This window comes from Streptomyces sp. NPDC051569, assembly GCF_044454085.1.
GTDB lineage: Bacteria > Actinomycetota > Actinomycetes > Streptomycetales > Streptomycetaceae > Streptomyces.
The window spans coordinates 147,444-161,358 of sequence record NZ_JBITDJ010000016.1; the positions used below are offsets into that span (position 1 = coordinate 147,444).

Sequence of the window (13,915 nt, forward strand, 5' to 3'; positions counted from 1 at the left end):
TTGCTCAGCCGACCTCGGGGTCGCCCTTGGTGTACGAGAGCCGCTCGACCTGCCCGGTTTCGAACTCGTCCTCGACCTTCTTGCCGTTGACGAACAGGTCGATCGCCCCGGCGTTTCCGAGGATCAGGTCGATCTGGTCGTCGTCCTGGAAGGTCTTGGAATCACCCTTCAGGAGCAATCCGTCGAAGAGCAGCTTGCCGTTGTGCGCCTTGGCGGAGATCCAGCTCTTGTCGTCCGTGGCGGAGAGCTTCACCGTGACCTTGTCGCGCGGCGCGGCGGCGATGGCGCTGTCCGACGGGTCGGGCTTGGGGTCGGCCGTCTTGGTGGCACTCGGCTTGACGTTGGTCTTCTCGGGCTTCGGCCCTTCGGCGACCGGCTTGGTCTTCCCGTCGCCGTCCCCACCGCTGAACGCGGTGAAGCCCACGAAGCCGGCCACGGCGACGATCGCCGCGACCATGGCGGCGGTCCAGTTCGGCCGGCGCCGCTCGGGACGGATCCGCTCCGCCTCGAACAGCGGCGCCGCGGGCGTGGGCGCCGGGCGCCCGCCGTGCTCGGCGTCGAACCGCTCGATGAGGGGCTCGGCGTCGAGTCCGACCTTCTGGGCGATCATCCGAATGTGCCCGCGGGCGTAGACGTCGCCGCCGCAGCGGGAGAAGTCGTCCTGCTCGATCGCGTGCACGATGGGGATGCGCACCCGGGTGGCACCGCTGACCTCGTCGATCGTCAGTTTCGCGGCGATGCGTGCTTGCTGAAGCGTACGGCCGATCGAAGGCCGTTCCTCTTCAGGGGAGTTGACGTCTTCCGGGGGGTTGGCGTCGTCGGGGGCTTTGCCGTCGGGGGAGTTGCCGATGGACACGGGGAGCGCCTTTCGAGCGTGTAGCCACCTGCTGGACATTCAGTCTATGGGTGGTACGAAAGGGTGGGGCAACCGGGCGGATGCACTTTGTACGCCATCAGAATGGCCGGACGGCGTGGTAGAGGGACATCATGCTCTTCCTCTCCCCAACTTGACGTCTGGCCAAGGGAAACGGTTGCGTTCCGTTTTCCCCGGGAGCTGTATGGGACTTCCTCAGGAGGGCGACTCCCCGCGAATCACGGCGAGTACACCATCCAGTTCGTCCGCCTTCACGAGGACGTCGCGGGCTTTGGAGCCCTCGCTCGGGCCGACGATGTTTCTCGACTCCATCAGATCCATCAGCCGGCCGGCCTTGGCGAAGCCGACGCGCAGCTTCCGCTGGAGCATCGAGGTCGAGCCGAACTGGGTGGAGACGACGAGTTCGGCGGCCTGGCAGAGCAGATCGAGATCGTCGCCGATGTCCTCGTCGATCTCTTTCTTCTTCGCGGTGCCGACCACGACGTCTTCCCGGAAGACCGGTGCCATCTGATCCTTGCAGTGCTGGACGATCACCGCGACCTCGTCCTCGGTGACGAACGCGCCCTGCATCCGGGTCGGCTTGTTCGCGCCCATCGGGAGGAACAGGCCGTCGCCCTTGCCGATCAGCTTCTCCGCGCCCGGCTGGTCGAGGATGACCCGGCTGTCCGCCAGGGAGGATGTCGCGAACGCGAGCCGTGAGGGCACGTTCGCCTTGATCAGGCCGGTGACGACATCGACCGAGGGCCGCTGTGTGGCGAGCACCAGATGGATACCGGCGGCGCGGGCCAATTGGGTGATACGGACGATGGCGTCCTCGACGTCTCGTGGCGCGACCATCATCAGGTCGGCCAGCTCGTCCACGATGACCAGCAGATAGGGGTAAGGCGACAGCTCGCGCTCGCTGCCCTCGGGCAGCTTGACCTTGCCGCCGCGCACGGCCGCGTTGAAGTCGTCGATGTGCCGGTAGCCGAAGGCGGCGAGGTCGTCGTAGCGCAGGTCCATTTCCCGTACGACCCACTGGAGGGCCTCGGCGGCCCGCTTGGGGTTGGTGATGATCGGCGTGATCAGGTGCGGGATGCCCTCGTACGCGGTGAGCTCGACGCGCTTGGGGTCGACGAGGACCATCCGGACGTCCTCCGGGGTGGCCCGGACCATCACGGACGTGATCAGGCAGTTGATGCAGGACGACTTTCCGGAGCCGGTGGCGCCAGCGACCAGCAGGTGGGGCATCTTCGCGAGGTTGGCCATCACATAGCCGCCCTCGACGTCCTTGCCGAGCGCGACCAGCATCGGGTGATCGTCCTCCGCCGCGTCCGCCAGGCGGAGCACATCGCCGAGGTTGACCATCTCGCGGTCGGTGTTCGGGATCTCGATACCGACGGCGGACTTGCCGGGAATCGGCGAGATGATCCGGACATCGGGGCTGGCCACCGCGTACGCGATGTTCTTGGTGAGCGCGGTGATGCGCTCGACCTTCACGGCAGGGCCCAGCTCCACCTCGTACCGCGTGACCGTCGGTCCCCGGGTGAAGCCGGTGACGGCCGCGTCGACCTTGAACTCCATGAAGACGTTGGTCAGCGAGGCGACGACCTTGTCGTTGGCCGCGCTGCGCGTCTTGCCCGGGCCGCCGCGCTCCAGGAGGTCCAGTGAGGGCAGCGCGTACGTGATGTCGCCGCGCAGCTGGAGCTGCTCGGCGCGCGCGGGCAGCGGCCTGTCCTCCCGGGGCGCGGGTTTGGTCAGGTCGGCGACCGGGGCGGGTTCGGCCGGGTCCGCGGCGGGCGCGGGAGCGGTCAGGTCCGCGACGGCGGCGGGCGCGGCGGGTGGCCTCTCGGCCCCGCGCGCGGTCGGCACGGGTACGGAGCGCTCCCCGGAGTCCCCGTCCGGCCGCGGACCGGGCCGCTCCCGCCTCCGGGTCCGCTCCACGGAGACGCCCTGGGTGAGGTCGGCGACGATCGGCGAGGGCGGCATCCCGTTGAGCACGGCGCCGTCCAGGGCCGCCGCGGCGGCCGCCGCCACGTCCACGGCGTCCATGGGCCGGCCCAGGGAGGGCTGTACGGAGGCCCTGCGCGGCCGGTACCGCTGGGAGAGCTCCGCCGCCTCCGCCCGCTCGGCCTCGGAGTCGTACTCCAGGGAGTCGCGCCACCGCTCCTCGTACCGCTCGTCGTCGTCGCCGACGTGCTCCGGCTCGTAGGCGGGTTCGATGACACCCAGCCGGGAGCCGAGCTGCCGCAGCCGCCTCGGGATGGCGTTGACGGGGGTGGCCGTGACCACCAGCAGTCCGAAGACGGTGAGCAGCAGAAGCAGCGGCACGGCCAGGACCTCACCGGTGGTGAAGATCAGCGGCATGGCGGCGGCCCAGCCGACGAGCCCGCCCGCGTCCTGCATCGCCTCGGTGCCCTCGCCCCGGCCGGGGGCGCCGCAGGCGATGTGGACCAGCCCGAGCACCCCGAGGACGAGCGCGGAGAGCCCGATGACGATCCGCCCGTTGGCCTCGGGCTTCTCGGGATACAGGATCAGCCGGACGGCGACGGCGCCGAGCAGTATCGGCACGAGCAGATCGAGCCGGCCGAAGGCTCCGGTGATGAGCATCTCGACGAGGTCGCCCACCGGACCCTGGAGATTCGACCAGGTACCGGCCGCGATGACCAGGGCGAGGCCGAGCAGCAACAGAGCCACGCCGTCCTTGCGATGGGCCGGGTCGAGCCCCTTCGCGCCGCGCCCTATGCCGCGCAGCATCGCTCCGACGCCGTGCGCCGCCCCGAGCCAGAGGGCGCGTGCGAGCCGGTACACGCCTCCGGTGGGGGACGGCGCGGGTTTGGGTGCGGGCCGGGCCGCCGCCTTCCTGGCGGGGGCCTTCCTGGCCGGCGCTTTCGCCGGTGCCTTGGCCGGAGCTTTCCTCGGGGGCGCGGCCTTCTTCGCGGCCGCCTTGGGGGCGGCCGCCGCCTTCGCCGTGCCAGGCGTACGGCCGGCACGCGGCTTGGCGGTGCCCGCCGTGCCCTGGGAACCCTTGCCGGACGTACGTGAGGCCATGGTGGTGAGGTTACCGGTGTACACCGCCGCGGACACGTGTGCCCACCGCTTCACCCGTACGTGTCGTCCCTGACGATCGACGAGCTGACGCGGACTCAGCCGCCGCCCCGCTCCGTCTAGTTCTGCGACGGAAGCGTGGGCGATCCGCTTCCCGCGCCCGGTCCCAGTGCGTCCAGCGCCCGTCGCAGCCCGGTGAGTTTGCGCTCCAGGTGGGCGGCCGTGGCGACGGCCGACGCATCCGCCGCGTCGTCGTCCAGCTGCTTGGAGAGCGCTTCCGCCTGCTCCTCAACAGCCGCGAGCCGCGCCGACAGTTCAGCCAGCAGACCGGCCGGCTCCCTGGCCTCGCCCGCTCCCGCCAGTTGCAGGCGGAGCAGCTCGGCCTGATCCTTCAGCTGACAGTTCTTCATGTACAGCTCGACGAAGACCGACACCTTGGCACGCAGCACCCAGGGGTCGAACGGCTTCGAGATGTAGTCCACCGCGCCCGCCGCGTAACCACGGAAGGTGTGGTGCGGCCCGTGGTTGATGGCCGTAAGGAAAATGATCGGGATGTCGCGGGTCCGCTCCCGCCGCTTGATGTGCGCGGCGGTCTCGAAACCGTCCATCCCCGGCATCTGCACGTCCAGCAGAATGACCGCGAAGTCGTCCGTCAGTAGCGCTTTGAGCGCTTCCTCCCCCGACGATGCCCGCACCAGCGTCTGATCGAGCGCAGAGAGGATGGCCTCCAGCGCCAGCAGATTCTCCGGCCGGTCATCGACCAGGAGGATCTTGGCCTTCTGCACCATGGCCACCCGCCCTCCTCGCCCCGGCGTGGGGCGCCCCCTGCTCACGGAGCTCGGCGAATCACCGGGCGCCGCCCCTGGGGACGACTCCCTGACGCCGTCCGTACTTGTGCCGGTCATCGTAGCCGCACCCCGCTTGTCGCCACACCCTGTCACCGTGATGTCACTGTGCTCGATGCGGAAACGTCGCGGGAGACGAGAACGTTCCCCGATTATCACCGCATCAATCGCGGCGTCCCACACCGCCTCACCCCTTCCCGGGCGGGCCCGGTCAGGACACCTCGATGACGCGTACCTCAACCGGTCATTTCTCCCGCATCCACTGCTCCATCACCGTCAGCAGGTGGTCCGGGTCGACCGGCTTCGTCACATAGGCGGACGCGCCGGAATCGAGCGCCTTCTCCTTGTCCCCCTTCATCGCCTTCGCGGTGAGCGCGATGATCGGCAGCGTGGCGAACTGCGGCATCCTGCGGATCGCCGTCGTCGTCTCGTAGCCGTCCATCTCGGGCATCATGATGTCCATCAGAACGACCGTCACATCATCGTGCTGCTCCAGGACTTCGATGCCCTCACGGCCGTTCTCGGCGTAGAGCACCGACAGACCGTGCTGTTCGAGCACGCTGGTGAGCGCGAAGACGTTACGGATGTCGTCGTCGACGATCAGCACCTTCTCGCCGGCGAAGGCGAAGGTACGGCGCTCCTGGGGCGCCTCCTGACGGGCCGTACCGGCAGGACCGACGGTCCAGGACTCCTGACCGGCGTAGGACCCGCCGGACGGCCTGCCCAGCGATCCCAGGGCCGGACCCGAGGAACCCGGAAGACCCGAAAAGCCCGCCGACGTCGCGGACCCCGGCGACCCCGGTGCCCCTCCCGGCAGCGCCTGGGTACCCTGCCCGGCCGCTCCGGGCCCCTGCTCCCCGGCGGCCGCGCTCTTACGGCGCCGCCGGAACAGCGCGGCGGGACCGGCCTGCTCCGCCGGCACCGGCGCCGGATACGAGGAGCCGGCCGCGTCCGCCGTGCCGTCGTCCACCGCGCGTCCCTGCGGCTGCATACCGGCGGGCGTCAGCTGCGGGTAGCCCTGCGGCGGCAGTTCGCTCGGGTGCAGCGGCAGATAGAGCGTGAAGGTCGAGCCGCGCCCCGGCTCGCTCCCCGCGTGGATCTCACCGCCGAGCAGCCGCGCGATCTCACGGCTGATGGACAGACCCAGCCCCGTACCGCCGTACTTCCTGCTGGTCGTGCCGTCCGCCTGCTTGAACGCCTCGAAGATCACCCGCATCTTGCTCGCCGCGATACCGATACCGGTGTCCGTGACCGAGAACGCGATCAGATCACCGTCCGCGTCACGCAGCGAACCCGCCTCCAGCAACTGCTCCCTGATGGCATGCGGCACATCCGCGCCGGCCGGCCGGATCACCAGCTCCACCGCACCGCTGTCGGTGAACTTGACCGCGTTGGACAGGAGGTTGCGCAACACCTGCAGGAGACGCTGCTCGTCGGTGTGCAGGGTCGCGGGCAGCTCGGGCGACACCCGTACGGAGAAGTCCAGCCCCTTCTCCGCGGTCAGCGGCCGGAAGGTCGCCTCCACGTAGTCGACCAGCTGCACCAGCGCGATCCGGGTCGGGCTGACGTCCATCTTGCCCGCCTCGACCTTCGACAGATCGAGGATGTCGTTGATCAGCTGGAGCAGATCGGAACCCGCGCCATGGATCGTCTCCGCGAACTCCACCTGCTTCGGGGAGAGATTCGACTCCGCGTTGTCGGCGAGCAGCTTGGCGAGGATGAGCAGCGAGTTGAGCGGCGTACGCAGCTCGTGCGACATGTTCGCCAGGAACTCCGACTTGTAGCGCATCGAGACGGCGAGCTGTTCCGCCCGCTCCTCCAGCACCTGCCTGGCCTCTTCGATCTCGGTGTTCTTCACCTCGATGTCGCGGTTCTGCTGCGCCAGCAGCTCGGCCTTCTCCTCCAGCTCCTCGTTGGACTCCTGGAGGGCCTCCTGCCGGTTCTCCAACTCCGCCGAACGCTCCCGCAGCTGCTCGGTCAGCTCCTGCGACTGCTTCAGCAGCACCTCCGTCTTGGAGTTGACGCTGATGGTGTTGACGCTCGTCGCGATCATCTCGGCGATCTGGTTCAGGAAGTCCCGCTGGATGTGGGTGAACGGCTGGAACGACGCCAGCTCGATCACCCCGAGGACCTTCCCCTCGAAGAGCACCGGCAGCACGATCACATGCGCCGGCGACGCCTCACCCAGCCCCGACGAGATCTTGAGGTAGCCCGGCGGGACGTTGACCTGGATGGTCCGCTTCTCCTCGGCCGCCGTCCCGATGAGCGTCTCGCCCGGCCGGAACGACGTCGGCATCGACCCGGCCGAGTAGCCGTAACTGCCGCGCATGATCAGTTCGTACGAGGCGTCCCTGCCGACCTCCGTACCGACCTGCGGCACATTCCCGGTCTGCATCGCCAGGAAGAACGCGCCGTGCTGCGCCGAGACCACCGGCGTCAGCTCGCTCATGATCAGCGAGGCCACGTCCTCCAGATCACGGCGGCCCTGCATCAGGCCGGAGATCCGGGCGAGGTTGCCCTTCAGCCAGTCCTGCTCCTCGTTGGCGAGAGTGGTGTCGCGCAGGTTGGCGATCATCGTGTTGATGTTGTCCTGGAGGACCTGGATCTCGCCCGCCGCGTCGACATCGATCTTGAGGTTGAGATCGCCGCGCGTCACCGCGGTGGCGACGGCGGCGATCGCCCGGACCTGCCGGGTCAGGTTGCCGGCCATCTCGTTCACCGACTCGGTGAGGTCGCGCCAGGTGCCGTCCACGTCCCGCACCCGCGCCTGGCCGCCCAGCTGCCCGTCCGTACCCACCTCACGGGCCACCCGGGTCACCTCCTCCGCGAAGGAGGAGAGCTGGTCGACCATCGTGTTGATGGTGTTCTTGAGCTCCTGGATCTCACCGCGCGCGTCGATGTCGATCTTCTTGGTGAGATCGCCCTTGGCGATGGCGGTCGTGACCGTGGCGATCTGCCGCACCTGACCGGTCAGGTTGGACGCCATCGAGTTCACCGACTCGGTGAGGTCCTTCCACGTACCGGACACGCCGGGCACCCTGGCCTGACCGCCCAGCTCGCCCTCGGTGCCCACCTCCCGGGCGACCCGGGTCACCTCGTCCGCGAACGAGGACAGGGTCGTCACCATGGTGTTGACGGTGTCGGCGAGTTCGGCGACCTCGCCGCGCGCCTCGACCGTCACCTTCTTCGTCAGGTCGCCGTTGGCGACGGCCGACGAGACCCGCGAGATGTTCCGCACCTGACTGGTCAGGTTGTTGGCCATCGTGTTGACGTTGTCGCTGAGGTCCTTCCAGATGCCGGTGACGCCCCGCACCCGGGCCTGGCCACCGAGGATGCCCTCGGTACCCACCTCACGGGCGACGCGCGTCACCTCGTCCGCGAAGTTCGAGAGCTGATCGACCATCGTGTTGACGGTCGTGACCAGGTCGAGGATCTCGCCCTTGGCATCGACGGTGATCTTCTTCGACAGATCGCCCTTGGCGACCGCCGTCGTCACCTCGGCGATGTTGCGCACCTGCGACGTCAGGTTGTTCGCCATGAAATTGACGGACTGGGTCAGGTCCTTCCACGTACCCGAGACGCCCTGGACCTCCGCCTGGCCACCGAGAATGCCCTCGGTGCCCACCTCGCGGGCCACCCGCGTCACCTGCTCGGCGAAGTTGGACAGCTGGTCCACCATCGTGTTGAGGGTGTTCTTCAGCTCCAGGATCTCGCCCCGGGCGTCCACATCGATCTTCTGCGACAGGTCACCACGCGCCACCGCCGTGGCGACGCCCGCGATGTTGCGGACCTGCGCGGTGAGGTTCCCCGCCATGCCGTTCACCGAATCGGTCAGATCACGCCAGACACCCGCCACACCGGGCACCTGCGCCTGACCGCCCAGCCGGCCGTCCGTACCCACCTCACGCGCGACCCTGGTGACCTGTTCCGCGAAGGCGGAGAGCTGGTCGACCATCGTGTTGATGGTGTTCTTCAGCTCCAGGATCTCGCCCCGGGCGTCCACATCGATCTTCTGCGACAGGTCACCACGCGCCACCGCCGTCGTCACCTGAGCGATCTGCCGCACCTGATCGGTCAGATTCCCCGCCATGAAGTTGACGGAGTCGGTGAGTTCCTTCCACGTACCGCTGACGCCGTCCACCCGCGCCTGGCCGCCCAGCCGCCCCTCCGTACCCACGTCCCGCGCCATGCGCGTCACCTGGTCGGCGAACGACGACAGCTGCGCCACCATCGTGTTGACGGTGTTCTTCAGCTCCAGCATCTCGCCCGCGACATCCACGGTGACCTTCTGCGACAGATCACCGTTGGCGACCGCCGTCGTCACCTGCGCGATGTCCCGCACCTGGCCGGTCAGGTTGCGGAAGGCCGTGTTCACCGAGTCGGTGAGGTCCTTCCAGGTCCCGGCCGCGCCGGGCACCTCGGCCTGACCGCCCAGCCGGCCTTCGACGCCGACCTCCCGCGCGACGCGGGTCACCTCGGAACCGAACGACTTCAGCTGCCCCACCATCGTGTTGACGGTGTTCTTGAGCTCCAGCATCTCGCCGGCCACATTGACCGTGACCTTCTGCGACAGATCACCGTTGGCGACCGCCGTCGTCACCTGCGCGATGTCCCGCACCTGCGTGGTCAGATTGCGGAAGACGGTGTTGACGGAGTCCGTCAGGTCCTTCCACGTCCCCGCCGCACCCGGCACCTGCGCCTGGCCACCGAGCAGCCCCTCGGCCCCGACCTCGCTCGCCACCCGGGTCACTTCGTCCGCGAACGTACGCAGCGTCTCGGTCATCTGGTTGATCGTCTCGGCGAGCTGGGCCACCTCGCCCCGCGCGCTCACCGTGACCTTCTGGGTCAGGTCACCGCTGGCGACCGCCGTGGTGACCTCCGCGATGCCCCGCACCTGACTGGTCAGGTTGCCGGCCATCGTGTTCACCGAGTCGGTGAGGTCCTTCCACACCCCGGCCACCCCGGGCACGGTCGCCTGACCGCCCAGCTCACCTTCGGTGCCGACCTCCCGCGCCACGCGCGTCACCTCGGAGGAGAACGACGACAGCTGGTCCACCATCGTGTTGACGGTGTTCTTCAGCTGCAGCATCTCGCCGGCCACATGGACGGTGACCTTGCGCGACAGATCGCCCTTGGCGACCGCCGTCGTCACGAGAGCAATGTCACGTACCTGCGCGGTCAGCCGGTACGCCATGGTGTTGACCGAATCCGTGAGGTCCTTCCACGATCCGGACATACCGCGCACCTTCGCCTGGCCGCCGAGCTTGCCCTCGGTACCGACCTCCAGCGCCACCCGGGTCACCTCGTCGGTGAACGCGGAGAGCTGGTCGACCAGGTTGTTGACCGTACGGGCCACCTTCAGGAACTCGCCCCGCAGCGGCCGCTCCGCCCCGTCCACGGAGTGCGAACGGAGATCCATCCGCTGCTCCAGGTCACCCTCGGCGACCGCCGAGAGCACCCTTCCGACCTCCGACACGGGCCGGGCCAGGTCGTCCACCAGAGCGTTCGACGCGTCGATCGCGGAGGCCCAGGATCCCTCGCAGGCCCCGGTCTCCAGCCGTTCGGTGAGCTTGCCCTCCCGCCCGACCATCCGCCGCACGCGGGCCAGCTCACCCGTGAGGTGGAGATTTCGGTCGGCCACCTCGTTGAAGACGGCGGCGATCTCCGCCATCACATCGTCGCCGGAGACGGTCAGCCTCTTGCGGAAGTTGCCGTCCCGCATCGACACCAGGGCCGACAGCAGTCTGTTCAGCTCCACCGAGTCCACCTCGGCGGTCCCATTGCTCCGGGACCGTCCGCCTTTCGCGCGTGTACTCATGCCACGCGCCGCCGTGCCAGACTCCACCGTGTCCCTCCCGCAGGGGTTGACCGAACTGCCCGGGCTGTCGCCGACAGCCTGCCCAGTGTTCCACTTCGGCTCACTGTCCCGACCAACAGTTGGTGGGTAACCACACGAGCGTCAAATCCTTGAAACCCAGCTTCACGGACTCGGGACTCCATGACACGTGGCCGACGCCGACCGTCTAGCCTGGCAAGCGAATCGAAGCCGCGCCGAACGGGCACAGAACTCGGGGGAGCGACGAGACACCAATGGGGAGTGCTGTGATCACCGCGCGGGCGGCTGCCACCTTCGACCCGGTCGGGCGGTCCGTCGCGACGGCCCGCGCCTTTGTCCGCGACACGCTCCAGGGGTGGGGCTACTCGGAAGTCATCGACGACGCTGTCGTCCTGACCAGCGAGCTTGTCACCAACGCGGTCATCCATGCCGGCACCTCCGCCGATGTGCTCTGCCTCCGTACGGAGGACGGCGTCCGCGTCGAGGTCGCCGACCATTACCCCGAGCGCGAGGTGCCCATCCAGGGCTCCGCCCAGTCGTTCGGCAGCCCGGACCGCGAGAACGGCCGGGGCCTGCTGCTCTGCGCCGCGCTCGCCTCCCGCTGGGGCGTCGAATACACGCCGACCCACAAGCAGGTGTGGTTCGAACTCGACCTTCCCGCACGCGCCGTCGGCACCCGCTCCGCGGGACCCGTCCTGCCGACAAGTCTGCTCCCCGTCGCCGACGAACGGGTACGGGTCGCCGTCGTCCAGATCGACCGGGCCACCACCGTGGTCAGCTGGAACGAGGACGCGCGGCACCTCTTCGGGTACGAAGCCGAGCAGGTCACCGGCAAACCCCTCACCGACCTCGCCGCGTGGCCACAGACCCCCGGCATCGGCATGGGCATCGTCGAAGCGCTCCAACTCTCCCGCTGGGAAGGCAGTTACGGCATCACGGGCGCCGACGGCCGGGTCATCCCCGTCTACGCCTCCCACCTCCGTGTGCGCGACACCCACGGCGAACCGTCCACGGTCTGCCTCCTCGTACGCGACCACGAGCGAGCCGTCATCCAGACCCCGCTGCGCGCCCCCGCGACCGACGCGGGCGCCGACAGCCGCACCGCGGACCCGTTCGAGATCTTCATCGGCTCTCCCGCCCCCGACGACCTCGACGGGCTCCTCCAGCGCACGGTGGAGCGCGCCCGCGACATGCTCGACGGCGACTCGGCCTTCCTCCTCCTCGCCACGGACGACGAGACGGAACTGGAGGTACGGGCCTCCACCGGCCTCCCCTCGGCCCGCCAGCGCTTCGCCCGTGTCCCCGTGGAGGCAGGTACCGGACGCTACGGCTCCGCACGCATGCCCGCCGTCCACGACGATCTCCTGGCCGTCCCCGGGGCGGTCCCGCTGCTGAACGACACCGGCATGCGCTCCGTCGTGACCGTCCCGCTCAAGGTCGAGGGCAGGCTCACCGGCTCCCTGGGTGTCGCCGCCGAAGGAGCCGGCCGCTACTCGAACGAGGAAGCGCTGCGCCTGCAGTTCGCGGCGGACCGTATCGCCCTGGCCGTCGAATCCGCCCGCCTCGGCGAGCTGGAACGCCTGCGCCGGGGTTCGCTCTCGTTCCTCGTCGAAGCGTCCGACCTGCTCGCCGGCACCCTGGACCGCGACCAGACGCTGGCTCTGATGGCCCAGATGACCGTCCCCACCCTCGCGACCTGGTGCGCCGTCTACACCATCGCCGACCAGTCGTCGGACCCGTACCTCTCCTACGTGCTGCACGAAGACGAGGAACGCATCGACGGCCTCAAGGCCCTGCTGTCCAAGATCGACCCGCCCGACCCGGTCCCCGCCCCCGGCGCCCGCATCTGGACCGCCCCCGCCGACGCCGCCCACCAGGCCGCGCTGCGTACCTCCATGCGCGAGCTCGGCGGTACGCAGGTCTCGTCCGTCGGGACCACGCTGGCCACGGCGGCCGCGGTCGGCGGCGAGACCGTGGTGCTGCCGCTGGTGGCCCGCAACCGGGTCATCGGCATGCTGACCCTCGGCAAGCCCTCCGACGACCACTTCCGCCAGGAGATTCTGGAGCTGGCCGAAGACCTGTCGCGCAGGGCCGCGCTGGCCCTCGACAACGCCCGCCTCTACTCCGAGCGCACAGCCATCAGCCAGGCCCTGCAGCGCAGCCTGCTGCCGCAGGGCCTCCCCCAGATCCCCGGCGTCGAGGTCGACGTCATCTACCGCGCGGCGGGCGAGGGCAACGAGGTCGGCGGCGACTTCTACGACCTGTTCCCCATCCGGGACGGGGCCTACGGCTTCGCCATCGGCGATGTCTGCGGTACGGGTCCGGAAGCCGCGGCCGTCACCGGCCTGGCCCGCCACGCCCTCAGGCTGCTGGCCCGCGAGGGGTTCAGCGGCCCCGCGGTCCTGGAGCGACTCAACGCGGCGATCCTCGACGAGGGCGCCCGCAGCCGCTTCCTCACCCTGCTCTACGGCGAGTTGTGGCCCCAGGAGGACGGCAGCGCACTTCTCAAGGTGGTGTGCGCCGGCCATCCGCTCCCGCTGCGCCTGCGCCAGGACGGCACGGTCGAACCTTCGGCGGAACCGCAGCCGCTGCTCGGCGTCATGGAAGACCTGGAGCTGTACGAGCAGACGGTCACCCTGGACCCGGGTGATGTCCTCCTGTGCGTCACCGACGGCGTCACGGAACGCCGCGAGGGCACCCGCATGCTGGGCGACGACGGCCTCGCCGATGTCCTGAGAAACTGTACGGGCCTCACGGCCGGCGCGGTCGGCGCCCGTGTCCTGCGCGCGGTGGAACGCTTCGCGGCCGAACCCGCATCCGATGACATGGCGATCCTGACCATGCGTATCCCGGAGCCCCACCTCGCCCACTGACCGCTGTCAGCGACGTGCCGCCGCCTGCGGCTTGCCGGCCTCGGACATGCGAAAGGCCCCCGCCACTGGCGGGGGCCTTTCTTTTACTCTTTTACTTGAGCCCCAATACGGAATCGAACCGTAGACCTTCTCCTTACCATGGAGACGCTCTACCGACTGAGCTATTGGGGCGCGGCAACAAGAGAAACTATACCCGATGATCGGGGCACTCAGAACCCCCGGCAGCGCCGAACGCGGAACGTACGCCGGGGACCAAGGCCGGCGACGAGCCGCACCGCCCCCGCCCTGGACAGCAGGTGCGGAACAGCGCTTCGCGCTTCAAAAGGCACGCAGCTCGGAGACGAACTGCGCGGAGACGAACTGACGGTGAACGCGAAAAGGCCCCGCACCATAAGGTGCGGGGCCTTCCCACAATAATTGTTCGGCGGCGTCCTACTCTCCCACAGGGTCCCCCCTGCAG

General features: G+C 69.0%; 5 protein-coding genes and 1 tRNA gene. 1 reads left to right on the plus strand and 5 read right to left on the minus strand.

Annotation, left to right across the window (positions count from 1 at the left end; translation table 11 throughout):
• Positions 1-4: 4 nt before the first annotated feature.
• The 4 genes from ACIBAE_RS22070 to ACIBAE_RS22085 all read right to left on the minus strand — a co-directional run bounded on the left by ACIBAE_RS22070 (position 5) and on the right by ACIBAE_RS22085 (position 10,564).
• Entirely contained in the window at positions 5-850 is an 846-nt protein-coding gene (locus tag ACIBAE_RS22070) for a helix-turn-helix domain-containing protein (protein WP_399288179.1), read from the minus strand.
• A 219-nt stretch (positions 851-1,069) separates the two neighbouring features.
• Positions 1,070-3,904 (minus strand): DNA translocase FtsK, encoded by a 2,835-nt coding sequence (locus tag ACIBAE_RS22075; protein WP_399288154.1) that lies wholly within the window; start codon positions 3,902-3,904, stop codon positions 1,070-1,072.
• A gap of 116 nt (positions 3,905-4,020) precedes the next feature.
• The gene (locus ACIBAE_RS22080; protein ID WP_399288181.1) at positions 4,021-4,689 is read right to left on the minus strand and encodes a two-component system response regulator; all 669 of its coding nucleotides are present in this window, start codon (positions 4,687-4,689) and stop codon (positions 4,021-4,023) included.
• Positions 4,690-4,990: 301 nt separating this feature from the next.
• The gene (locus ACIBAE_RS22085; RefSeq protein ID WP_399288157.1) at positions 4,991-10,564 is read right to left on the minus strand and encodes a HAMP domain-containing protein; all 5,574 of its coding nucleotides are present in this window, start codon (positions 10,562-10,564) and stop codon (positions 4,991-4,993) included.
• Between the two features lie 272 nt (positions 10,565-10,836).
• Between ACIBAE_RS22085 and ACIBAE_RS22090 the strand changes: the two genes are divergently transcribed.
• Positions 10,837-13,455, plus strand: a complete 2,619-nt coding sequence (locus tag ACIBAE_RS22090; protein ID WP_399288160.1) for a SpoIIE family protein phosphatase — start codon at positions 10,837-10,839, stop codon at positions 13,453-13,455.
• Between the two features lie 98 nt (positions 13,456-13,553).
• Here ACIBAE_RS22090 and ACIBAE_RS22095 read toward each other — a convergent pair.
• Positions 13,554-13,626, minus strand: a tRNA-Thr gene (locus ACIBAE_RS22095).
• Positions 13,627-13,915 lie beyond the last annotated feature (289 nt).

Coding starts and splice junctions, on each gene's coding strand:
- ACIBAE_RS22075 (WP_399288154.1), bottom strand. CDS start 3,904: ATGGCCTCACGTACGTCCGGCAAGGGTTCCCAGGGCACGGCGGGCACC.
- ACIBAE_RS22090 (WP_399288160.1), top strand. CDS start 10,837: ATGGGGAGTGCTGTGATCACCGCGCGGGCGGCTGCCACCTTCGACCCG.
- ACIBAE_RS22085 (WP_399288157.1), bottom strand. CDS start 10,564: ATGAGTACACGCGCGAAAGGCGGACGGTCCCGGAGCAATGGGACCGCC.
- ACIBAE_RS22080 (WP_399288181.1), bottom strand. CDS start 4,689: ATGGTGCAGAAGGCCAAGATCCTCCTGGTCGATGACCGGCCGGAGAAT.